This is a genomic window from Pontibacter toksunensis, from assembly GCF_042686245.1.
Taxonomy (GTDB): Bacteria; Bacteroidota; Bacteroidia; order Cytophagales; family Hymenobacteraceae; genus Pontibacter; species Pontibacter toksunensis.
The window spans coordinates 142,555-166,409 of the sequence record NZ_JBHUOX010000007.1 but is presented as its reverse complement, the minus strand read 5'-3'; the positions used below and the strand labels follow the sequence as shown (position 1 = coordinate 166,409).

Below are 23,855 nucleotides of genomic sequence, written 5' to 3'. Positions count from 1 at the left end.
TGCCCTCTTGCAGGGACAAGCTTACAACTATAGCACCAAAGCCATGAAAGTCCTGAAATTCGGGGGAACAACTGTCGGATCCGCACATAATATTCTTACATTACTTAACACACTCGCAGAAGAATCAAAAGCAGAAAAACCCATCGTGGTTTTGTCTGCTATGAGCGGCGTAACCAACGCACTGAGTAGCCTGGCTGATACTGCGGCGGCAGGCCTTGGCTACACTGACAAATTAATCGAAACAGAACAACGCCATGTTGACATAGCGAAAGAACTGCTTGCCGGGCAGCAGCTTGAAGAGACTGTATTAGCACAGTTCGAGGTGTATTTCACAGAATTAAGAAGCCTGCTGCAGCATATACAGAGTCTACGGGAGGTGACGCCCAAGACCCGTGACCTGGTGTTGTCTTATGGTGAGCGATGTGCTACTTACCTGATCAGCAAAGTAGCGGAGCTTCATTTTTCAGAAGCCTTGTTTGTGGATGCTTCTACCTTCATCAAAACAGACAGCAGCTTTGGCCACGCTCGGGTTCACACTGACCTGTCGAACAGGTTAATTCAAGGTTTCTATAGAGAATATAAGGACCACCTGCTGTTCGTCACAGGTTTTATCGCAAGCGATAATCACGGGCAGATTACAACCCTGGGCCGCGGCGGAAGCGACTATACGGCCGCCCTCATAGGTGCTGCGCTTCACTGTTCTGAAATACAGATTTGGAGCGATGTAAATGGCATGATGACAGCTGACCCAAAGATGGTAAAGAAAGCTATACCGCTGACGGAGCTGTCGTATACCGAGGCTATGGAGCTTTCCTACTTTGGTGCAAGAGTCATCTATCCACCCTCCATGACGCCTGCATTCCTGCATAAGATTCCGATTGTTGTCCGTAATATCACCAATCCTGCCTTCCCTGGGACTGTGATTCAGCATGACACGCAAAAATCAGGCTCAAATATCAAGGGCATCTCTTCTGTTAACGATACCAGCATCATTAACCTGCAAGGGAGTGGCATGGTGGGCAAAGCCGGTTATAGCGGAAGGTTGTTCTCTTTGCTGTCGCGGGAGCAGATAAACGTTATACTGATAACGCAGGCCTCCTCCGAGCACAGCATCACGTTTGCAGTAAATCCGGCCGACGCTGTAAAAGCAAAACAACTCATAGAGCAGGAATTTGAGCTGGAACTACAGGCAGAAAAACTGGAACAACCCACCATTGAGCAGGACCTGTCTGTCTTGGCAATAGTAGGTGAGAATATGAAACAGACACCCGGTATATCCGGCAAACTGTTTCATGCGCTAGGCCGGAATGGCATTAATGTGCGGGCCATCGCACAAGGTTCCTCTGAGTATAACATTTCGGTTATTATCGCAAAGGAGGACCTCCGAAAAGCACTGAATACCGTACACGATGCCTTTTTTACTGAACTGAAGAAAACGCTTCACGTGTTCTGCCTGGGTACCGGCAACATCAGCACCACCCTTATCCGGCAACTACAGGAACACCACAATTATCTGCAGCAGCACAATGGCATTCAGGTGAAATTAATAGGGATAAGCAATTCCCGGAGGATGGTTTTTGATACAGATGGCATACCGCTTGACAAATGGCAGCAGGTGCTGGAAACCGCGGGTGAACCGGCCGACCTGCAGGAGTTTGTCAGCCGTATGCAACTGATTAACCTGCCTAACTGTGTACTCGCTGACAACACAGCAAGCCCTGCTCCTATTGGATTTTATGAGGAGGTATTCCGATCCAACATCTCTATCGTTACCTGCAATAAAATAGGCAACTCATCTGACTATCAACAGTATAAAAATTTTAAGGACACTGCTTTGCAGCACGGCGTCGACTTCTATTATGAGACTAACGTAGGTGCAGGACTGCCAATCGTTCGGACATTAAAGGACCTTATGATGAGCGGCGATAGAGTTTTACGTATTGAGGCTATCCTGTCAGGAACTATCTCCTTCATCTTCAACAACTTTAAAGGCAATGCCTCTTTCCATGATGTGGTGAAGCTGGCGCAGGAAAAAGGATATACAGAACCAGACCCGCGGGATGATTTGAGCGGCCTTGATTTTATGAGGAAAATGCTGATTCTGGCACGTGATGCCGGTAATCCTTTAGAGGCTGCAGATGTGCAAATTGAGAACATACTTCCTCCTTCCTGCCTTCAGGCGGCCAGTGTCGCCGAGTTTTATGCTGAATTAAAGGCTGCAGAGGCTTACTTTGTGCAGTTGAAGGAAAAAGCAGAAAGCAGCGGCAAGGTGCTACGCTACATAGGATCACTGGAGGACGGGCAGGTAAAGATTTCTCTCCAGATGGTAGATGAAAGTCATCCTTTCTTTACCCTCTCCGGCAGTGATAATATCATCTCCTTTACCACTGATCGCTACAAGGAAAGACCAATGGTAGTGAAAGGGCCTGGTGCCGGTGCCGAAGTGACGGCAGCAGGTGTATTTGCTGATATCGTGAATGTAGGAAGCCATTAGCAGCCCCAGTATCAAAAGCAGAAAGCCCTTTGGTTAGATAACCAAAGGGCTTTCTGCTTTTATCGGCTGAATCTAACATGTAGCAGGACCACACGAGGTCAGCTTCTAGTCCCAGCGGGACTATTGCTTCACATCTGTTATAATCCTAAGCGTAAACCTCTTTCTTTGCAGCTTTTAATGTGTTCTTGAGTAGCATGGCAATTGTGAGCGGACCTACTCCACCTGGTACTGGCGTAATAAAGCTGCTTTTAGGTGCCACCTCATCAAAGTTCACATCGCCTTTCAGTCTGAAACCAGATTTGCGGGAAGCGTCAGGCACACGGGTAGTTCCCACATCTATTACCACCACACCCTCTTTTACCATATCGGCGGTCACGAACTCCGGTTTACCGATAGCGGCTATGACAATGTCTGCCTGGCGGGTAAATGAAGGGAGGTCTTTCGTACGGCTGTGGCAGAGGGTAACGGTGCAATTGCCCGGGTAAGCGCTTTTCGCCATCAGGATGCTCATAGGAGAACCCACAATATTGCTTCGGCCAATTACAACACAGTGCTTGCCGCTCGTTTCAATTTCGTAGCGCTCCAGCAACTGCAGTATTCCTGCCGGAGTAGCAGGCAGGTAGGCAGGCAGACCAGCTACCATACGTCCTACGTTAATCGGGTGGAAACCATCCACGTCCTTAACAGGGTCTATGGCCTCCAGTACTTTTTCAGGGTCGATGTGCTTTGGCAGGGGCAACTGTACGATAAAGCCATCTATCTCATCATCCAGGTTCAGCTCCTTGATTTTGAGTAACAGTTCCTCTTCAGAGATTGTATCTTCAAAATGAAACAGCGAAGATGCAAAGCCCACGCGCTCACAGGCCAGCACTTTATTGTTCACATAGGTTACTGATCCGCCGTCGTTACCGACAAGTATAGCTGCAAGATGTGGCGTTTTACCACCATTAGCTTTGAGTTCAGCTACTTCAGCAGCTATTTCATTTTGTATGGCTTCGGATGTTTTTTTGCCGTCGAGCAGGGTCATAGTATGATGATGTATTTTGAATTAGGAATTATGAGTTGTTAGTGTGTTTTTTTGCCGTTGTTGGTAGTTTCACCAATAATGGAAGCCATAGGTTTGCATGCTGGCAAAGTTAAAGTGAAAACAGAAGGCTCCTGTTGCTGCTCTATCAGGCCCATAACACGAACAAGCCCCGGCGCGCGGAGGCACGTCGGGGCTGTGTAGTTCTTAGTCTAGTTTCAGTACAGCTAAGAAGGCTTCTTGCGGAATTTCCACGTTGCCTACCTGGCGCATGCGCTTTTTACCTTTCTTCTGTTTTTCAAGAAGTTTTCGTTTACGCGATATATCACCACCATAGCATTTGGCCAGTACGTTTTTGCGAAGGGCCTTCACAGTCTCACGAGCAATTATTTTCTGTCCGATAGCGGCTTGTATGGCAATCTCAAACATCTGACGCGGCAGCAATTCACGCAACTTTTCACACAGGCGCTTGCCCCAGTCATACGCTTTGTCGCGGTGCACGATGGCACTCAGGGCATCTACCTTTTCTCCGTTCAGCATCACATCCAGTTTCACCATGTTAGAGGTCCGGAAGCCAATCAACTCATAGTCGAGAGAGGCATAGCCACGGGAGATGGTTTTCAGCTTATCAAAAAAGTCAAAGACAATCTCAGCAAGCGGCATCTCAAAGGTGAGTTCCACACGGTCGCTGGTCAGGTAGGTCTGGTTCTTCAGGATACCGCGCTTGTCCATACACAGCGTTATAATCGGTCCAACATACTCAGACTTGGAAATTATCTGCGCTTTGATAAACGGCTCTTCGATGTGGTCGATGTAGTTGGGCTCCGGCATCTCGGAAGGTGCATTTACCTTCACCATCGCTTCTTTGGTAGTATAGGCATGGAACTGTACCGAGGGCACGGTGGTAATCACCGTCATGTCGAACTCGCGCTCCAGGCGCTCCTGCACTATCTCCATGTGCAGCATGCCCAGAAAGCCGCAACGGAAACCAAATCCAAGGGCCGCTGATGTCTCCGGCTCCCACACCAGGGAAGCGTCGTTCAGTTGCAGCTTCTCCATAGAGTTACGCAGCTCCTCGTACTCACTTGTTTCCACCGGGTAGATACCAGCGAATACCATCGGCTTTACATCTTCGAAGCCCTGTATGCCTTTGCCCGGACGTTCTACGTGCGTGATGGTATCACCTACTTTTACCTCTTTTGCATTCTTGATGCCTGAGATGAGGTAGCCGACATTACCGGCACCCATTACCTGCTTTGCCTCCTGGTTCAGCTTAAGTACGCCAATCTCATCTGCTTCGTAGGTCTTGCCCGTGTTGATGAACTTTACTTTTTCTCCTTTCTTCAGTGTACCGTTGAATATCCTGAAATAAACCTCAATACCCCGGTAAGAATTGAAAACGGAGTCAAAGATCAAAGCCTGTAAGGGTGCCTCCGGATCGCCCTTCGGAGCCGGTATCCTGTCGCAGATGGCGTGCAGGATATCTGCAATACCGATACCTGCTTTACCGGAAGCGAGAATAATGTCTTCTCTATCGCAGCCTATGAGCTCGATAACCTGGTCAGCCACTTCCTCGGGCATGGCGTGTGGCAGGTCTATCTTATTTAATACAGGTATAATCTCCAGGTCATTGCCTATCGCCAGGTACAGGTTGGAAATTGTCTGTGCTTCAATTCCCTGGGAGGCATCCACAATAAGCAGTGCACCTTCGCAGGCCGCTATGGAGCGGGACACCTCGTAAGAAAAGTCAACGTGACCCGGCGTGTCAATCAGGTTAAGCACATAGTCTTCTCCTTTATAGGGGAAATTCATCTGGATGGCGTGGCTCTTGATAGTAATGCCGCGTTCGCGCTCCAGGTCCATGTTGTCTAGCAGTTGGTGTTGCATTTCTCGCTCCGCCACCGTTTGGGTATACTCCAATAAACGGTCGGCCAACGTACTTTTGCCATGGTCGATGTGGGCGATAATGCAGAAATTACGGATATTCTTCATGTAGTATTTATACGGAATACAAAGTTAAAGAATATTCCTGTCAAAAATGAATTTTATCGGTTAGTATGAACCAGCCCAATTTATTCGAAGCCGAACTTATGCTAAGCGCATTTTATTCTTAAAATGTTTGTAATTTCCAAATTAGAATAAACCCTTACCAGATAATATTAGTACAATTACGCGACACCATAATTTTGCATCATGCCTGAGCAACAAACGCCTGAAGTCTCGAAAAAACAACCTCATAATTTAGCGTCTGAACTCGCTGCCCTTAAGGAGAAAGTAGCTTTTCTGGAAAAGATTGTACACCAAGTGCCAGCAAATATCTATATATCCAGCCTTGAGAAGGGAGTTGTTTGGTGTAATAAGACAAATGAGGAAACGCTGGGCTATTCGCTTGATGAAATTATGGAAATGGGGGGGTATGAATACCTGTACAAAATTGTGCACCCTGAGGACCATAATGTACCAGACGACAGCGTGAATCACTACAAGCACTTCGACGGTGCTGAGTTCGGTGGCATTTTCCGGGCAAAGCACAAAGATGCAAAGGAGTATAAATGGTTTATGGGCTGGGCTAAGGCTTACAAAAAAGACAAGGATGGTAATGTGAAGGAATTGCTGTGCGTGGATGTGGACCTGAGCCCGCAGATGAACACAGATAAACAGCTGGCAGAGGCATTAAAAGAAAACCTGAAACTCAGGAACAAGCTGCTCTTAAAAAGCCTTCGAAAAAGAGAGATTGAAGTGTTAACCCTCGTGTGCCAGGGCTACAGCACGAAAGAGATAGCTACTAAGCTTTTTATCAGCAACAATACCGTCAGCACCCACCGCAAAAACATACAGCACAAGCTCGGCACCAACAATGTGGCTGACTTAGTGTCAGTGGCAAAAGAAGCAGGTTTAGGGTAAACTATATCTATACATCTAAAGAGGAGCTGTCTAACTTTTCCAGTTTACGCTGCGGAAGAGTTTAGGCTAAGGCAAGATGAATCAGCACAAACCAATGCTCCTGATCAGACTACAATTGAATAAGTTAGTTTGGCTGAAAAGCTATACTTCTTACCCAACGCGGCCATACTTAAAGGCAACGTCAAAGTGATGCTCATCTTCATGCATCCATACCTGCTGCATAAGCGTGTTGCTGATGGCAGGTAAAAAACACCATAGTCACTAATCTCTCCGTTAGCGTACAAAGTATGCCGGGCTTCCACCGGGGAGCCCTCACTGCTATATGTCGTATAATGACTATATTTGCACCAAATTCGAAAGAAGTTTCTATAACTACCTATGCAAGTTACAACTGTAGAACCATACAAGCCTGTTAACCACATTCGTGTGGTAACAGCCGCCTCTCTGTTCGACGGCCACGATGCGTCTATCAATATTATGCGACGCATCATTCAGGCCTCGGGAGCAGAGGTGATACACTTGGGCCATAACCGTTCGGTGCAGGAGATTGTTGACTGTGCTATTCAGGAAGATGCCCAAGCCATTGCCATTACTTCCTACCAGGGCGGCCACATCGAGTACTTTAAGTATATGTACGACCTGCTGCAGGAGCGCGGCAGCGGGCATATCCGCTTGTTCGGCGGCGGTGGAGGTGTTATTCTGCCAGACGAGATAGAAGAGTTGCAGGCATATGGTATTACCCGCATTTACTCTCCTGACGATGGCCGTTCTATGGGCTTGCAGGGAATGATCAACGACATGCTGCAGCAGTGCGACTTCCCAACGGGAAAAGACCTGAACGGAGAAGTAAAGCACCTGCGCGACCAGGACCCAAAAGCGATTGCACGCTTGATTTCTGCCGCTGAGAACTTTCCGGAAGAGTATGCCAAAATAAAAGACCAGATTCTCGGCAATACAGAAAAAGCTCCAGCAACGAGCAACGAGCAGCGAACAACGCCAGTCCTGGGCATTACAGGTACAGGAGGAGCCGGTAAATCATCGTTGGTAGACGAACTGGTGCGCCGTTTTCTGCAGGACTTCCCGGAAAAGAAAATTGCCATTATATCTGTGGATCCGTCGAAGCGCAAGACTGGTGGCGCCTTGTTGGGTGACAGAATCCGGATGAACTCTATCTCCAATGATAGGGTGTACATGCGCTCGCTGGCTACACGCCAGAGCAACCTGGCACTGAGCAAGTATGTGCAGGACGCCGTGGATATTGTAAAAGCCGCTGATTTTGACCTGATTATCCTGGAAACTTCCGGTATCGGCCAGTCTGACACAGAGATTATCGAGCATTCTGATGCCAGCCTCTACGTCATGACGCCAGAGTACGGCGCCGCCACACAGCTTGAGAAAATCGACATGCTGGACTTTGCCGATGTTATTGCTCTGAATAAGTTTGACAAACGCGGTGCCCTGGATGCCCTGCGCGATGTGAAGAAGCAGTATAAGCGCAACCATCAGCTATGGGATGTGAAGGACGAGGATATTCCGGTGTTCGGCACCATCGCCTCACAGTTCAACGACCCAGGCATGAACCAGCTCTACAGGGCAGTAATAGCGAAAATAGTAGAGAAGACGGGCGTGGAGCTAAGCTCTAACCTGCAGACCTCAAAGGAAATGTCGGAGAAGGTATTCATCATTCCTCCTGCCCGTACCCGATACCTTTCCGAAATATCCGAAACCATCCGCAACTACGACAAATGGAGCAAAGAGCAGGCGGAGGTGGCGCAGAAGCTGTACGGCATCCGCAAATCTATTGAAGCAGTACAGGGCCTGGAGGTAGATGACAAAGACCGCCTTGTAAAACAACTGGAGCAGGCCTATACAGAGATTGAGCTGAACCTGGACGGCCAGAACAAGAAGATTCTGGAGAACTGGAAAGAGAAGGTACAGGCCTATAAAAATGAGTTCTTCGTCTTCAAGGTACGCGACAAGGAAATCAGGATAAAGACACATACCGTATCGCTTTCGCACCTGCAGATACCCAAAGTAGCCACACCGAAGTATGAGGCCTGGGGAGATTTGCTGAAGTGGAACCTGCAGGAGAACGTGCCGGGTGAGTTTCCTTACACAGCAGGCGTTTTCCCGTTTAAGCGCGAAGGCGAAGACCCAACACGCATGTTTGCCGGCGAAGGCGGGCCGGAGCGTACAAACCGCCGCTTCCACTATGTTAGCCTAGGCTTACCGGCCAAACGTCTGTCTACAGCTTTCGACTCGGTAACGCTGTACGGCGAAGACCCGGATTACAGACCAGATATATACGGTAAGATCGGCAACTCCGGCGTTAGCATCTGCTGCCTCGATGATGCCAAGAAACTGTACTCGGGCTTTAACCTCGCAGACCCGATGACATCGGTGTCCATGACCATCAATGGCCCGGCCGCTATACTGACTGGCTTCTTCATGAATGCCGCCATCGACCAACAATGCGAGCTCTATATAAAAGAAAACGGGCTGGAGGATGAGGTCAATCAGAAGATTGAAGCTATCTATCAGGAAAAGGGCACAGAGCGTCCGCAATACCAGGGCAAACTCCCGGAAGGCAATAACGGTCTAGGCCTGATGCTGCTGGGGGTAACCGGCGACCAGGTGCTGTCGGCAGATGTATATAACGAGATAAAGAAGCGAACACTTGCTTCCGTACGCGGCACAGTGCAGGCCGACATCCTGAAGGAAGACCAGGCACAGAACACCTGCATCTTCTCTACTGAATTCTCGCTGCGTTTGATGGGTGATGTGCAGCAGTACTTCATCGACAAGAGCGTGCGTAATTTTTATTCTGTATCTATTTCCGGCTATCATATTGCCGAGGCAGGCGCAAACCCGCTTTCTCAGCTGGCCTTTACGCTGGCCAATGGCTTTACTTTTGTAGAGTACTACGTCAGCCGCGGCATGGACATCAATCAGTTTGCACCGAATCTGAGCTTCTTCTTCTCCAACGGTATCGATCCGGAGTATGCGGTGATTGGCCGCGTGGCACGTCGCATCTGGGCCAAGGCCATGAAAATCAAGTATGGCGCGAATGCCCGGTCCCAGATGTTGAAGTACCACATCCAGACGTCAGGCCGTTCGCTGCACGCACAGGAAATAGACTTCAATGACATCCGGACAACGCTGCAGGCGCTGTATGCCATCTATGACAACTGTAACTCACTGCACACAAATGCTTACGATGAAGCGATTACAACGCCGACAGAGGCCTCAGTGCGACGAGCAATGGCGATTCAGCTGATCATCAACCGGGAGCTGGGACTGGCGAAGAATGAGAACCCGCTGCAGGGCTCGTTTATCATTGAAGAGCTGACCGACCTGGTGGAAGAGGCTGTACTGTTGGAATTTGACCGTATCACGGAGCGTGGCGGTGTATTGGGTGCTATGGAAACCATGTATCAGCGTGGTAAGATACAGGAGGAAAGCCTGTATTACGAAACGCTGAAACATACGGGCGAGTACCCTATCATTGGTGTCAACACCTTCCTCTCTTCTCAGGGCTCTCCTACTGTTATCCCGACGGAGGTGATACGGGCAACTGAAGAAGAAAAAAAGTACCAGATAACGATGGTGCACCGGCTTCAGGAACGCAATGCAGATAAGTCAGATGAGATGCTGAAGCGTATTCAGCAGGTGGCCATAAACAACGGGAACATCTTTGAGGAGATGATGGAAACTGTGAAATACTGCTCCCTCGGCCAGATTACGAATGCCCTCTTCGAAGTTGGCGGCCAGTACCGCAGAAACATGTAGTTACAGTGCAGTATAATCTGCTGCTTATTTTCATTAGGACAAAATGAGCCGGGAATTTCTTCCGGCTCATTTTTTTGGCACTTGATACTACTAACATTCCACCTGTTTTTCAGGCTACGCGTACTCATACTCTGAAACAAGCACTTTATACCATGGCACGAAGAAGATCAATTTTACCTTTGCTCCTGTTTGGCACAGCATGCTTTTTAATAGCTGCTGCTGTATATGTATTTGCAAACAAAGCTTATCATGAGACCAATTTTGATATAGACATGTCAGATGAAGATAAGAGCTTATACAGCTGAGCATTTGCTATAAAAAAAGCAGGTAAGAAGGAGTTGAGGCAACTTTTCAGCCAATGTTACCTCTACTTTATCAGGTGAGTGGGTAATCACAAAATTAATTTTATTTTCGTAACATAAGAGTAGAACTTATTAATATAAGGATACGTTAATATCGAAAAGAAACCTGTCCTCACCTCTTATAAGTTCGCGATAATGAAAAGAATTACTACACTTTCCTCGCTCTTCCTTATTGGCACCACTGTGAGCCTGATAATGAAAAACTGGCTGCAGCCAACCAGACTACGCTTAGACACTACAGAGGAAGATTACCACCTATACCTCTGATAAACCTTCTTTCGATAATTTAAGCGGTCGTTTCTACTGGAAGAAAGGACCGCTTTTGTTTTAGTGGCTGCTCGTGTTATTTACAGTAAAGCTAAAAGCGGGTTTAGCCCAGGCACCAGTGTATTTAAACCAAAATCCATAGCTTTGTAACATTGGCGCTGCCAAGGGGTATATATAATTTTACATAGCACACCGCGTGCAAAACTACATACTATGAATTTAAAGGAAAAAATAAGCTACATAATTGGCCGCGACATGGCGACTAATCTGAAAAAGCAAGGCATTGACATTGACTCAGACCCTTTCGTAAAAGGCATGAAGGAAGTGCTGGAGGGGAAGCCCTCTTCTTTGTCGCAGGAAGAAGTACAGCAGGCCATGATGTCACTGCAGCAGGAGATGGCGCAGAAACAAAGCTCCAGTGGTTCTGATAACAAACAGGCTGGTGAAGCTTTCTTAGAGGAGAATAAAAATAATGAGGGCATAGAAACACTGCCAAGCGGACTGCAGTACCAGGTATTGAAAGAAGGTTCTGGTAAGTCTCCTTCTGCCTCAGACACTGTTACCACGCATTACCACGGTACGCTTATCGACGGAACCGTATTTGACTCCAGCTATGAACGCGGACAGCCGGCAACTTTCCCGGTTAATGGCGTGATAGCTGGATGGACAGAGGCACTACAGCTGATGAAAGAGGGCTCTAAATGGAGACTGTTCATACCTTCCAATCTTGCCTATGGCGCTCAGGGCGCCGGAGGGGATATCGGGCCTCACTCTACCCTTATTTTTGATGTTGAGCTGCTATCTGTAAAGTAGAGCCCCTGAAATTAGAAGTTAAAAGGCCCGGTTAAGAACTTGCATCCTGACCGGGCCTTCTTTATGTTTCTGTCAGCTATTTTTCTTCCAGATGCATGCTGTTCAGCCACCGGTAAGCTTCTTCTCTGTAGAGACAGTGATGAATGATCAGAAAGTTGTTCTCATACATCAGCTCATCACCATCCATTTCCACCACCAGACCGGTGTATAGCATCACTGGTAAAACAAGGGCTAGAAAAACATCCTGCTGCAGAATTCTCAGTAGCTGTGGAAATACAGTAGAAAAAACCCACCGTTGATCACTCCGGCTTAGTTTGCACCTTCTTTGCAGGTCTAACAGCACTTTTCTGGGCCTGTGCTTCCGTACCTCCTCCAGAATTATTCCATAACCCCTCCTGATTTCTGCTGAACAGGGCTCCCCTTCCCAGTTTACAACCAGTACATGGTTATCCGCGTCATAAGACACTTCAATTTGAACTGAAGCCGTGCCAGAACCTGGAGCGGTGAGTTGCCCTGAAAAAGCATTAGTATGTGATACTTTTTCTAATAACATTGATATAGAAGATCTCATGTGAGCTAACAATGTGGAATTTATATGTAGTAGGTCAGGAAACGAAAGACTATTTGTTTTCTTATACTATTTCTTACAAAGATGCGATATGTTCCTCATTAAAGCAATAATATTTAATATATCTTTTATTAAATATTAATTATACATTATGCCATGTAGCGCAAAGATACTGAGCAACTCAATTTAGATGCCGCAAAAGGGCCTTAGCGGATGTAAAGTGAACAAAACTATCTGGGAACCGTTCTTAAATCCATCAGTAGACATCATAAATAGAAAATACTTTTATGGCAAACGACCCTAATGAAGGCAAAAAGTTCTTAGAAAGTGTACACCAGTTTTTCGACCAGGCAGCTAGCTATTCCAGGCTAAGCCCCGGAATTCTGGCCCAGATCAAGGCGCCGAACAGTGTCTATAAAGTCTCTTTCCCTGTTGAGATAGAAGGTAAAATCGAAGTGATAGAGGGTATACGGGTGCAGCATAGCCACCACAAACTCCCTTCTAAAGGAGGTATCCGCTACAGTATGCAGGTAGATGAAGACGAGGTGAAGGCACTGGCTACGCTCATGACTTTCAAATGCGCGGTAGTGGATGTTCCTTTTGGTGGAGCGAAAGGAGGCGTGAAAATAAACCCACGCACCAGTTCTGTGAAAACATTGGAGAGCGTGACCAGGCGCTATGCAACCGAGCTGATCAAGAAGAACCTGATAGGACCTGGCATAGATGTACCGGCACCGGATTACGGCACTGGCAGCCGGGAAATGGCATGGATTGCTGACACCTACCAGACATTTAAATATGGCGAGGTAAGTGCCTTAGGCTGTGTTACAGGTAAGCCTGTAGGCCAGGGAGGTATAAGAGGGCGTGCAGAGGCAACAGGTTTAGGAATATACTATGGTATACGGGAGGCCTTAGCCGACAAAGAACTGCTGGAGGGCACAGGCCTGCAAGGCAACACCATGCAGGGCAAGCGCATAATTGTACAGGGTTTAGGTAACGTAGGGTATCACGCGGCGTTCTTCTGCCAGCAGGATGGAGCCGTTATTGTTGGTATAGCAGAGCGTGAGGGAGGTATTTACAATGAAAACGGGATTGATGTAAGTGACGCATTCAAGCACAGAAGCGAGAATGGCTCTATCCTGAACTTCAAAGACGCCAAGAACTATGAGAATTCTTCAGAGCTACTGGAAACTGACTGCGACATCCTTATCCCTGCTGCCCTTGAGAATGTGATCCATAGTGGCAATGCAGGCAAGATAAAAGCGAAGATTGTGGCAGAAGGAGCCAATGGCCCTGTTACCCGTGAAGCAGAGGAAGTGCTTATCCAGAATGGTATTATCGTTCTGCCAGACCTATACCTGAATGCCGGTGGTGTAACTGTTTCTTATTTTGAGTGGTTGAAAAACCTGTCGAATGTGCGTTTTGGCCGCATGGGCAAGCGTGCAGAAGAGGCCAGTTACCTTCGTTTGGTGAATGCCATTGAGACTTCGTCAGGTAAGAGTATGACAGCCAAAGAGCGGGCGTTCCTCTCCCAGGGTTCTGACGAGATCAGTCTGGTGCGTTCCGGACTGGAAGACACGATGATAAACGCTTACCATGAGATAAGGGATGTGATGCAGCAAAAGAACATTCCGGACCTTCGGACGGCGGCGTTCCTTACTGCTATCGAGAAGATTGGCGTGAGTTATGAGTCACTCGGAATTTTCCCTTGATGCGTATACTGTATGGAAGAATATAAAGGTCAGGAAACGGTGGAGAGAAACGCCAGGTCCTGACCTTTTTCTATGATCTCCAGCCAATGCAGGGCCTCCTGTTGGTTTGTAAAATAATTAAAGTAAACGTAAGGGTGCGGCGACAAAGCAGATGGAATCTGGTAATTGGACACAACCGCCTTGAAATGCTCCTCAGAAAATATCACCGCTACAAAGAAGTCGCTCTTCAGCTTAGTATAAGACTTTTGATAATACTCCAGGCTCAACCACGCTTCCTGCTCTCTGGTAAGGGAGCCGATGCAAGTTAAATCAGTGCAATATGACCTCACCCCTGGATTATCTATCGAAAATTGTAATGCAGCACTGTGAGCCTCCACAAAAGAAGCATTGTCCGGCTTCATCAACCATTTGATATACAAACAGCTAACAGGAAATACGCATGAAATCTTAACGCATGGTGTCTCAAATATCACCATTGTAATAACATTTAAATGGTTAATGATTCCGAAATCTACATAGTAATATTACAATATGCAAAAATTAAAATGTATGTCGTAACGTTGAACTGAAAAACATTTTCGGCCCTCTAAAAATTGCACTGTTTCTGAGGCTTTACAACTCTCCTCTGGCTTTACTCCATACTCATACCTGCTGTTTCTTTATTTATTTTCGGCGCAAGGAAGGGGCAATTTTTTGAGGGCACCAGAAAAGTAAGGGCATGAAAAAAGGCGGTGAAAGAGGACACACCTCACTCCCACCGCCTTTCTTAACATGGCAATGATTTTTTAGCTTTGGTCTATATCAAGCCACTTGTTAAAAATTCTCTGCTGTACATTGCTGGGGTTCTGAACGCGCTCAAAGCGGTAGCGCACAGTTTCATTCTTCAGCATCGGGATTTTTAGTGTCTGTAACTTACCGTCACGCGTTATCAGTACTTCAGCTGTATCGCCAACCCCGAGGCGGTTTGTAAAACTGTCTAGGTCATCACCTACACGATAACCGTTTACGGCTACAATTTCATCATTCACGTTCAAACCACCTTCGTATGCACTTGTACCACGGTTCACGGCACGCACCATCACTTTACCGTCTGATACTGCTGTAGAGGCTCCCCAGCTTGCCACTTTGCTGCCTTCGTTGATGTTAACAAGGCGCAGGCCGGCTGCATCAAAGTACTCGTTATAGTTTGGTGTAGCGGTACCGTTTACATAGTTACTGAAAAAAGCATCCATGTTGCGGCCTGATATTTTTTCTAAGGCTTCTTTAAACTCTGCTTCTTTAAAGCCCCTGTTCAGTTGTTTGTAATAGCGGTTGTACATGTAGCGCATCACATCATCCAGACTTTTCTCTCCGTCAGTCGCTTCCAATACCTCCATATTCAGCAAATGGCCCAGCACGCCTCCCTTTGTGTAATAAGAAACCTCTGCATTGTTGGAGTTCTCGTTGCGCCTATAGTACTTAATCCAGGCATCATAGCTTGCCTCAGCAACAGTTTGCACTTTGTTACCGGGTGTGTTCTCAACAGCATGTATGCTTCCTGCCACCACATCCAGGTAACGCTGCGGCGTCGTAAAGCCTGCACGTCGCACTATCAGATCATCATAAAAGCTGGTGATACCCTCAGAAACCCAAAGCAGGTCGGTATAATTCTCCTGGTTATAGTTGAATGGCCCGAGCGCCAGTGGCCGTAGGCGCTTCACATTCCACAGGTGAAAGTACTCGTGTGCCACAAGGCTTAGAAAACCGTTATACCCTGCTGCTGTGCCATAGTTCCAGCGGGAGGTTTGCAATGTGGTAGAGTTCAGGTGTTCTAACCCGCCGCCGCCACGGTTCAGGTTGTGCACAATAAACACATAGCGATCTACTGGCAACTCACCTATCACTTCCACAGCCTCCTCCACTACTTTCTTCATGTCGGCCACCAATTCCTTTGGATCGAAGTTGCCTTCTCCGTACATGGCTACCTCATGCGGTACACCAGCAGCTGTGAAGGTATATACTTCATGGTTACCAATCTCCAATGGGGAGTCCGCGAGAATATCGTAATTGGGGAAGGTGTAGGTAAAATTACCTGTGCTCTTCAGGCCCGTAGAAACTTTTTCCCATCCCTGGAAAGGTTTAACAACTAAAGTACCATTCAGTTTCTCGTATCCTTCCGGGTACATAAACACGCTGGTGCCATTCACATAGCCATGGGAAGCGTCCAGGTAGCTGGTCCGGACACTGAGCTCATAGGCATATACATCATATTTGGCCCGCACCACATCTGCCTTATTGCTGTACACGCGCCAAGTGTTTTTATCTATCTTTTCAGATCGCAAGGCCTTTCCGGATTTATCAGTGGCCTCAAAGCCTTCTATGTTTTTCGCAAACTCGCGCACCAGGTATGATCCTGGCGCCCATACCGGAAGCGTGAAGTCAACATAATTTTTCTTTACGCCTGAAAGCTCTGCCTCTACTTCAAAATAGTGCGTATGCGGCTGCGGCATAGACAACGTGTAGCGTAATTCTGCCGCAAGTGCAGCGGCTGCATTGCAAAAAGTAAGGACAGCAAAGAGAAGGAGGTAAAATTTAACTTGTTTTTGTTTGAGCATGTGTAAGTATAGTAGGGATTAGTTATTTAAGCTTTGCATGTTACAACAAAAACCGTGCTTATCAAAATCCCCACCAACGATGACACTATAGAAGAGCCTCAGGAGGCATGTGGCAGCACACTGGAACCTAACCAGGCATCTGCTTCCGAGGTGGTAGAAAAAGTATTTATGATTATAAACGAATTATAGCTTTGCATACCAAACAACCCGGCTTCGTTCAGTAATGCCTGGTAGCATCTTTCCGACAATACAACCGCTACATGGTTATTTGACCCCATTGTCATCATGATGCGGGGAAAGAGGTGAGTGTGCAGCCAGGTCTCCTCCTCATCATTCAACGCTCCGATAGCACGGTAATCCAGCAGCCACTGCTTCACCTGGTGTTTTCCGGCGAACTCCAGGGCTGTCAGAAGGCTTTCCCTGAACTCCGTGGAGTTAAAAGAACCGTTACACTGCAGATAAAGCCTGCCCTGCGCCTCATCATACCTTACAACCAACGAATCTGTGCTATATACTTCCATCTTTCATCAACTAATAATCACCCTTTACAAAAATATCATTTTCTCTATACAAATTGCTATGACAATCTTAAAATGTTTCAAAAAAATCTATTTATTTGTGAACGACTAGATTATTGGTGTAGGTAATTTAAATCTATTGGCAAACATCAGTAGTGGAATTCTTTCCTAAAGCTATTCCAGTTTAATATTTGCAAAAGCCCTCCTATCCTCACCGGAATTAGTTATTTTTGTATTCATCCTGGCATGGTAATTTCATACTATTAGCTACAACTAACGCTTGACCACTATGAAAAGAATGAAGTCGCTTATGCTGTTCCCTTTATTACCATTAACTGTTATGCTATGGAATGAACCGCAGCAAGCAGCTTCCTTTGACAAGGATGCTCACCATTCCGCCACGTTAGCAGAGACCCCTGTTGTAGCCAAAACAGTTGCATCGGCTTCTTCCGAAATTTTTTCTGCCACAACTAATAGTATAAGTGGGGAGGTCAATGAAAAGCAACTGGTATCTTATGCCATGAGTCTGCTGGGCACACCTTATATCTATGCCGGCGTTAGCCCGGACGGATTTGACTGCTCGGGTTTTGTAACACACGTCTTCGATAGATTTGATATTGCCGTTCCGCATTCTTCTGCTTTGCAGGCCAAAGAAGGTGCTTTTGTATCGAGGGATGAAGCGAAGGTAGGTGACCTTGTCATCTTTACGGGCACTAACCCTGCGGTGCGACAACCCGGCCATGTCGGTATAATTATTTCCACTGAGGCTGATAACATCGAGTTTGTACACTCTTCTTCTGTGGGTGGCGTGAAAGTCAGCAAAGTAGAGGGCACCGGCTACAGCAAGCGTTTCCTGGAAATCAGGCGTATACTTTAAGAGGTGCCCTGTTGCGGATAGAGTAAACCCTTCACGTTTTATACGTACACAACACCATGACGCGCCTAATGAGGCCGAAAGACCTAAAAACGTTCATGTCATGGTACATCCTTACATCATCAACACCATCAATGCTCTTGTGCTGATAGTAGCTGGCCTGATTGGCTACTTCGCAAACCCAGCCAAGCCCCCTACTGCCCTTGTCGCTCCTTTTTTCGGTTTGCTTCTGCTGGCCTGTACGTATCACCTGCGCAAACACAACAGGTTTGTTTTTCACACAGTTACGGCACTCACCCTGCTGGTGGGCCTGCTGGTAGTTGTGCGCATAGACAGGGATATGTTTGAATGGAACAGGAGAAACATCCTGCTTGTGGTGATGGGCCTGAGCTGCTTTATTGCGGCGGCTGTTTATGTGGGTACTTTTATAAGAGAGCGGCGGCTCCGGAATAACACCATCTATAAAGACGACTTATAATTTTAGCAGGGCTAAAAATAGAAACACCTGGTGTAGCCCGTCAAGATACACCAGGTGTTTCAGAATCCTAAAAAGTCTTACCAAGCGGCTTCCTGTGTTTCAGGTTACCATCCGAAGACCAAATGTAATGCATGCTGCATAAACAGCAGAATCCCGTTTATGAAGCCGACTCACGGTTTAGGTGAATACTATTACTTAGGCTTGATAACACTTGTTTGGGATTAGACATCAGCACCTCCTTTCTCATTAGTCCAACATCACCCTGAACCTTCGACCAATTAATGTATTAGGTTGTTAGACCAGAGTCGTAGCACTCGCTACTATAACTTTACTATAAAGTTAAAAGAACGCCTAAAAGTTCACAACTTTTTGTACTTTATTTTTACACTTTTTCCAACCGTTAACTCCTGCTCCTGCCTTGGCACCCCTACATTATCTCTCTTCAGATCCAAGTGATTTAAAACCAGTATACTACAAATGACAGGCCGGAAGAAACTATGTTTTGCCTCCTCTGAAGATAGGAACGAGAACAAATTTTTGAAGGAAAAGAAATTTCAAACTGAATCAGAGGGCAGTTCCTGAACAACAAGGAGTATACCCCAGGGGGCAACAGTAGGCCTTGCTTGTAGTTGATATTCGTCAAACATATTGGCAGCAGCAACGCCAGCCATGTGTTGTGTATAGATCCAGGCAGGCAATCGGTGAGTAAAGGTTTACTGCAAGCAATAAAAGCTAAATCTGCCTTTTTCGACTAAAATAGCTTATTGGTTGAATAATTGCATCAAGGTAGCAGAAAGGCTTTCACTTATCCTTTATTTTTACTTATATTTCGTTACATAATCTAACAAACAACTAACATGAAAAAATGCCTACTATCTTTTGTTGTGCTCATGCTGTTCGCAACTGGCGCCTGGGCGCAAAGCTTGTCACCCCTTGGCGTCTGGACAAATCAGGACGGTAAAGCCGAATTTGAAATCTATGAGTGTGGCAACAAAAAGCTGTGCGCCAAAATTGTGACGTTGAAAGAGCCTAACAAGAATGGCAAACCGAAAGTGGACGAAAATAATCCAAATAAAAATCAACGTACACAACCGCTTAGAGGGCTGGTTTTTATGAAGGGGTTTGAGTATGAAGGCGACAACAAATGGGACGATGGAACCATTTATGATCCGGAAAGCGGCAAGACCTATTCTTCTTACATGAAAATGCTCAGCAAAGACAAAATGGAGGTCAAAGGCTATATCGGGATTTCATTGATAGGCAGGACACAGACCTGGACCCGGGTAAAATAAACAGTTCACCAACCTTACAATTAAAAAGAGGTTAGCGCATACGCTAACCTCTTTTTAATTCCTTGCGTGTCACCACTGCTATAAGGCTGTTGGTTTCATATATGGGAAAACCGCTTTGAAACTTAAATTACCTGCAGCACCTTATAAGTCTTATCCCTGAAGCTGAATTCCTCACCGGCAGTTTTGCCCGCCATTGCCTTATATAGGGGAGACATCCCGGAGATAGCATAGTAAGATTCTTCATCAATTTTTATTTCTCCAAGGCTAACGCCAATAAAGTAGTTCTGGAACGAGGTATACACCACCGCCCCAAGCGAAACCTCTTTGTTCATCTTCGTGGCATTGATGTTCCGCAGAATGCCCATCGTTCTCATCAACTCGTCTAATTGCCTCGCATATAAGTCGCGTTGTATCTGGCAGTTCTCTCTGAATGACTCAAACTTATCTTCCATAGCGCCTTGATGCTCATTTGCACTTTCCTGTGCCAAATTCATTGCATCTTTAGCGGCTTTGATCTGGTCGCTCAGAATCTTGGTGCTTTCCTGAAGCAGCCGCTTTTTTGTTTCAAGTTCTTGTGTCAGTATTTCCATAGTAAATGTATATATAGCTTTAGCTCAATTGCCTTACCTTTGGCACGGATTTATGCACAGGAACAAGCTCAACAAGAAATTGTTGAACTGCAGATATGCCATCTGAATAAACGGCATGATTTCCGTTATACGTATAACTAAATTAAACTGAATTTAACTATTGATCCTGTCCGGAACAAAATTTATTCATGCTTATAACCTACTGCACCACTGGCACACTTCGAAGTAATATTGCTAATTTTGAAAACAGCTGTTCCTGCATCATTTGCCTTGGGTAAAAAGCCTTTGGCAAGGCTAAAACTATTTAGAGCGAAGTATGTTTTATGGGTAAATTATCAAATGCCATTTAACGAATTTTTTAAGCGATTGTTGGGACAAAATAATGCAGGGCCAACATGCACCAGGCTGGAGCGGTCTGGCAAGCACATGGCTGCCTACTCCAGATGGGTGGAGGAACAGGTGTACCTGAACTGGACGGGCGCTTTTTTTAAAGCTTATCACTATAGAAAAGCCAATTTACCGAGCCAATACAGAGTGCAGATTACGCAGGAGGAGCATATTCGTGGAGCCGTATTCTTCTATGACCCCGGTATGGGACCACAGAATTTCACCTTCTTTTTTGACTTGCTGAAGGACCGGGTGCTGAAGCTTGGGTATACCCTGCACAGCTGCGATAAACTGGAGGTGCGACATGAGCGCTACCTCGAACAGGTAGAGAAGCACGTGCTCACCCCCCCTGCCTCTGATTTAGCAGGCACCAGCTTATGTAACCAGCTGTACGGAAATGTACTTCTTGATTTTATCAAGGTTAATAATCAGCCGGGTTATATTCGTTTGCTGACAAACATTTACAACGACCCCTACTTCTCAGAACCACTCCCAATGGATGAGCTGCTTGAAAGAGTACTACAACCACAAGAAGAGCGCCAAAGCCATACTTAATCAGCCTGAAAGGCTGCTATACAGCAATAGTTACAGGCTGATAACTGTTTTAACTTTCATTTCTTTTAGATACATTTAAATCATAATTTAGCTTGGTAAAATTTACTGTTTGCTTATGCGGCAATACTTACTTGTATTTATTTGTATTATACTAGCTACTGTCAGTGCGCGCGCCACTCACATTGTAGGCGGTGAGTTTGAGCTGGAGCACTTACAAGACTATGAATACCGGCTAAAACTTAACCTGTACTTCGATGTGGTGAATGGCAACCCTGGAGCGCTTGACCCCTCCATCACCGTCCATATCTTTAGTAAGGCTACCAACCAGCGTATTGCTTCACAAGTCATGTATATACAGGACCAGTCGCTTGTGCAGTATACTAACATTGATTGCGCCCGAGGGGAGCTGGTAACCCGGAAAATCGTATACTACCAGACCATATACCTGAACCCAGCCATTTTCAAAGAGCCTCAGGGCTATTATGTGACCTGGGAACGATGCTGCCGCAACAACACCATCAACAACATTGTGGCACCTCAGAATGCCGCCCAGACATTTTACATGGAGTTTCCTGCTGTGGTAAAGGACGGTGATTTCTTCAAAAACTCCTCCCCTGTCCTGTTTCCGCCCCTCAGCGACTATGCCTGTGTCAACGAACTGTTCTATTTTGATTTCAATGGTTCGGACCCGGATGGTGATTCTATTGTGTACGACATGGTAACGCCACTGAACGGCTTCACCACCACCGCCATGCCTGTGTATACCACAGCTCCACAGCCCGCCCCTTACCCGGAGGTAAGTTGGCTGCCGGGGTATAACATGAATACCCAGGTGCAGGGCAGCCCTCCCATCAACATAGACCGGAAAACAGGTCAGCTCACCATGCGCCCAAACAGGATAGGATTATTTGTATTTGGTGTAAGGGCGCAGGAGTTCCGTAACGGAAAAAAAATCGGTGAAGTGCGCCGCGATTTCCAGGTGCTTGTGCTGGAGTGCCCCCGCAACTCTTCGCCACAGGTGGTGGCCCGTGAGCAGGGTAAAAAAGAATTTTATGAAAAAGGCACCGTGCTGCGCATCAACCCTGCCAACAGCCGCTGCATCGATGTTTTTATCACCGACCCTGACTTGACAGAATTTGTAACCCTGCGGGCCAGGCCTGTAAACTTCTCGGGCTCCGACTATACCTTTACAGGCACCACAAGCGGCATGATTAACCAGGGCGCTGCCCTGGACTCGCTGAAGGCAAGCATTTGCTTTGCCGACTGCTTTGATACAGGCGGAAAGGTTTATGAACTGGACCTGATCGTGCAGGACGACGGATGCAGCCTCCCCCGCCAGGATACTGTTCGCCTGAGCCTGATGATAGAACCTATTCCGGATGCCCCGCCAACTGTGTCTCTTTCCACACCAAACCGCGTGTTCGTAGTAAAAGACGGCGATAAAATCAATTTCGATGTGCTTGGCATTGATCCGGATGAAGACATTGTATCCTTGAGCGCCGAGGGCCAGGGCTTTTCCATCAGCGACTACGATATCACGTTTGACGGGGGAACTGGCACAGGCGAGGTGAAATCGGCCTTCACCTGGAACATAAGCTGCGAGGCCCTGAAGCAGGAATCCTATAAAGTGGACTTCAAGGTGACTTCGCTTTTCTGCGATGAGCCCGTCACCCGGACAATAACAATAGACGTGCAGCCTGAAAGCAACAACAATCTCCCTGTGCTGACAACTGACCAACCAGATCGGGTGATAGAACTGGAGGTAGGCACGCCCTTTGAGGCCAACCTCTTCGGTAAAGATATAGACAAAGACCTGCTTGCCCTGCTTGCCCAGGGCGAAGACTTTAATTTAACTGACTATGGCATGACGTTCACGAGCACAGGTGGTAGTGGCGAGGCAACAGGCAACTTTACGTGGACTCCAACCTGTGAGGCCTTTGACAAAGGCACGCTACGTGTGAAATATACATTAACCGAAGATGCCTGTGCTCCCAACACCACGCAGGACCTGGTGCTGGAATTCAGAATAACGGCTCCAAACAATGCCCCTGTTCTCACCTCCGACCAGAACGTGCTGACATTCGAATTAAACCTGAACGATTCTTTTGAGGCTCAGTTGACAGGGGCAGACATAGACGCAGACAACCTTCTACTCTCAGCAACAGGTGATGGCTTTGATCTGGCTGAGTACGGGATGAGTTTTCAGAGCACTGGAGGCGCAGGCAACGCAAAGGGAATATTCCAGATGCAGGCCATCTGTAAAGCAACTGAGCAGGAGGTGGTGCGCGTGAACTTTACGCTGGCAGAAGATGCCTGTGACCCTGCGCCGCAGCAACTGACGATGGAGTTCCGGGTGAAAGCGCCCAGTATTGCCGATTACATACCACCAAACATCTTCACTCCGAACGGTGACGGCAAGAACGACGTTTTTGAGGTGCCTAACCTACCGTCTGAGTTTTGCACGGCCATATTCTCCAGTATCCAGATATTTAACCGCTGGGGCAGGAAAGTTTATACTAACTCCAGCAGCGACTTTAAGTGGAATGGTGAAGGAGTTAGTCCCGGGGTATACTTTTACGTGATAGACTATGGCACCAGTAAATACAAAGGCTCTGTAACCATTGTAAAATAGAA

18 protein-coding genes are annotated in these 23,855 nt (G+C 46.9%); 11 read left to right on the top strand and 7 right to left on the bottom strand.

Annotated elements, in window-relative coordinates:
- The first annotated feature begins 43 nt into the window (after nt 1–43).
- Nucleotides 44–2,494: a bifunctional aspartate kinase/homoserine dehydrogenase I gene (gene thrA, locus ACFS7Z_RS11715; protein ID WP_377484684.1), complete on the top strand. Its 2,451-nt coding sequence runs from the start codon at nt 44–46 to the stop codon at nt 2,492–2,494.
- A 145-nt stretch (nt 2,495–2,639) separates the two neighbouring features.
- Here the strand turns inward: thrA and folD are convergent, their stop codons facing one another.
- Together folD and lepA are read right to left on the bottom strand one after the other, a co-directional pair.
- Nucleotides 2,640–3,521, bottom strand: a complete 882-nt coding sequence (folD, locus tag ACFS7Z_RS11710) for a bifunctional methylenetetrahydrofolate dehydrogenase/methenyltetrahydrofolate cyclohydrolase FolD (protein ID WP_377484681.1) — start codon at nt 3,519–3,521, stop codon at nt 2,640–2,642.
- Nucleotides 3,522–3,725: 204 nt separating this feature from the next.
- Complete coding sequence (lepA, locus tag ACFS7Z_RS11705; RefSeq protein WP_377484679.1) at nt 3,726–5,510, bottom strand: translation elongation factor 4; 1,785 nt, start codon at nt 5,508–5,510, stop codon at nt 3,726–3,728.
- A gap of 201 nt (nt 5,511–5,711) precedes the next feature.
- Here lepA and ACFS7Z_RS11700 point away from each other — a divergent pair, with 201 nt between their 5' ends.
- From ACFS7Z_RS11700 to ACFS7Z_RS11685, 4 genes are all read left to right on the top strand, one after another.
- On the top strand, nt 5,712–6,422 hold the full coding sequence (locus tag ACFS7Z_RS11700; RefSeq protein WP_377484677.1) for a LuxR C-terminal-related transcriptional regulator: 711 nt from the start codon (nt 5,712–5,714) through the stop codon (nt 6,420–6,422).
- Between the two features lie 378 nt (nt 6,423–6,800).
- A complete protein-coding gene (locus tag ACFS7Z_RS11695) occupies nt 6,801–10,211 on the top strand; it encodes a methylmalonyl-CoA mutase family protein (RefSeq protein WP_377484675.1) in 3,411 nt (1,136 codons plus the stop codon).
- Nucleotides 10,212–10,708: 497 nt separating this feature from the next.
- Nucleotides 10,709–10,840, top strand: a complete 132-nt coding sequence (locus tag ACFS7Z_RS11690; protein WP_377484673.1) for a hypothetical protein — start codon at nt 10,709–10,711, stop codon at nt 10,838–10,840.
- Between the two features lie 213 nt (nt 10,841–11,053).
- Entirely contained in the window at nt 11,054–11,653 is a 600-nt protein-coding gene (locus ACFS7Z_RS11685) for an FKBP-type peptidyl-prolyl cis-trans isomerase (protein ID WP_377484671.1), read from the top strand.
- 76 nt (nt 11,654–11,729) lie between these two features.
- On the opposite strand, the gene ACFS7Z_RS11680 is transcribed toward ACFS7Z_RS11685, so the two are convergent.
- A complete protein-coding gene (locus tag ACFS7Z_RS11680) occupies nt 11,730–11,870 on the bottom strand; it encodes a hypothetical protein (protein ID WP_377484669.1) in 141 nt (46 codons plus the stop codon).
- Nucleotides 11,871–12,508: 638 nt separating this feature from the next.
- On the opposite strand from ACFS7Z_RS11680, the gene ACFS7Z_RS11675 reads away from it, so the two are divergent.
- Nucleotides 12,509–13,933 (top strand): Glu/Leu/Phe/Val family dehydrogenase, encoded by a 1,425-nt coding sequence (locus ACFS7Z_RS11675; protein WP_377484667.1) that lies wholly within the window; start codon nt 12,509–12,511, stop codon nt 13,931–13,933.
- 29 nt (nt 13,934–13,962) lie between these two features.
- On the opposite strand, the gene ACFS7Z_RS11670 is transcribed toward ACFS7Z_RS11675, so the two are convergent.
- The 3 genes from ACFS7Z_RS11670 to ACFS7Z_RS11660 all read right to left on the bottom strand — a co-directional run bounded on the left by ACFS7Z_RS11670 (nt 13,963) and on the right by ACFS7Z_RS11660 (nt 17,048).
- The gene (locus ACFS7Z_RS11670) at nt 13,963–14,334 is read right to left on the bottom strand and encodes a hypothetical protein (protein WP_377484665.1); all 372 of its coding nucleotides are present in this window, start codon (nt 14,332–14,334) and stop codon (nt 13,963–13,965) included.
- A 384-nt stretch (nt 14,335–14,718) separates the two neighbouring features.
- Nucleotides 14,719–16,527, bottom strand: a complete 1,809-nt coding sequence (locus ACFS7Z_RS11665; RefSeq protein ID WP_377484662.1) for a M61 family metallopeptidase — start codon at nt 16,525–16,527, stop codon at nt 14,719–14,721.
- Between the two features lie 98 nt (nt 16,528–16,625).
- Nucleotides 16,626–17,048 carry a hypothetical protein gene (locus tag ACFS7Z_RS11660; protein ID WP_377484660.1) on the bottom strand — a complete coding sequence of 141 codons (423 nt, stop codon included), beginning with the start codon at nt 17,046–17,048 and terminating at the stop codon, nt 16,626–16,628.
- A gap of 286 nt (nt 17,049–17,334) precedes the next feature.
- On the opposite strand from ACFS7Z_RS11660, the gene ACFS7Z_RS11655 reads away from it, so the two are divergent.
- From ACFS7Z_RS11655 to ACFS7Z_RS11645, 3 genes are all read left to right on the top strand, one after another.
- A complete protein-coding gene (locus tag ACFS7Z_RS11655; RefSeq protein WP_377484658.1) occupies nt 17,335–17,922 on the top strand; it encodes a C40 family peptidase in 588 nt (195 codons plus the stop codon).
- 100 nt (nt 17,923–18,022) lie between these two features.
- Entirely contained in the window at nt 18,023–18,397 is a 375-nt protein-coding gene (locus ACFS7Z_RS11650; RefSeq protein WP_377484656.1) for a hypothetical protein, read from the top strand.
- 857 nt (nt 18,398–19,254) lie between these two features.
- Nucleotides 19,255–19,689, top strand: coding sequence for a DUF2147 domain-containing protein (locus ACFS7Z_RS11645; RefSeq protein WP_377484654.1), 435 nt, complete (start codon nt 19,255–19,257; stop codon nt 19,687–19,689).
- A gap of 122 nt (nt 19,690–19,811) precedes the next feature.
- Here ACFS7Z_RS11645 and ACFS7Z_RS11640 read toward each other — a convergent pair whose 3' ends face one another.
- On the bottom strand, nt 19,812–20,279 hold the full coding sequence (locus ACFS7Z_RS11640) for a hypothetical protein (RefSeq protein ID WP_377484652.1): 468 nt from the start codon (nt 20,277–20,279) through the stop codon (nt 19,812–19,814).
- A gap of 366 nt (nt 20,280–20,645) precedes the next feature.
- On the opposite strand from ACFS7Z_RS11640, the gene ACFS7Z_RS11635 reads away from it, so the two are divergent.
- Nucleotides 20,646–21,221 carry a hypothetical protein gene (locus tag ACFS7Z_RS11635; RefSeq protein ID WP_377484650.1) on the top strand — a complete coding sequence of 192 codons (576 nt, stop codon included), beginning with the start codon at nt 20,646–20,648 and terminating at the stop codon, nt 21,219–21,221.
- Between the two features lie 115 nt (nt 21,222–21,336).
- The gene (locus tag ACFS7Z_RS11630) at nt 21,337–23,853 is read left to right on the top strand and encodes a gliding motility-associated C-terminal domain-containing protein (protein ID WP_377484648.1); all 2,517 of its coding nucleotides are present in this window, start codon (nt 21,337–21,339) and stop codon (nt 23,851–23,853) included.
- Nucleotides 23,854–23,855: the final 2 nt, after the last annotated feature.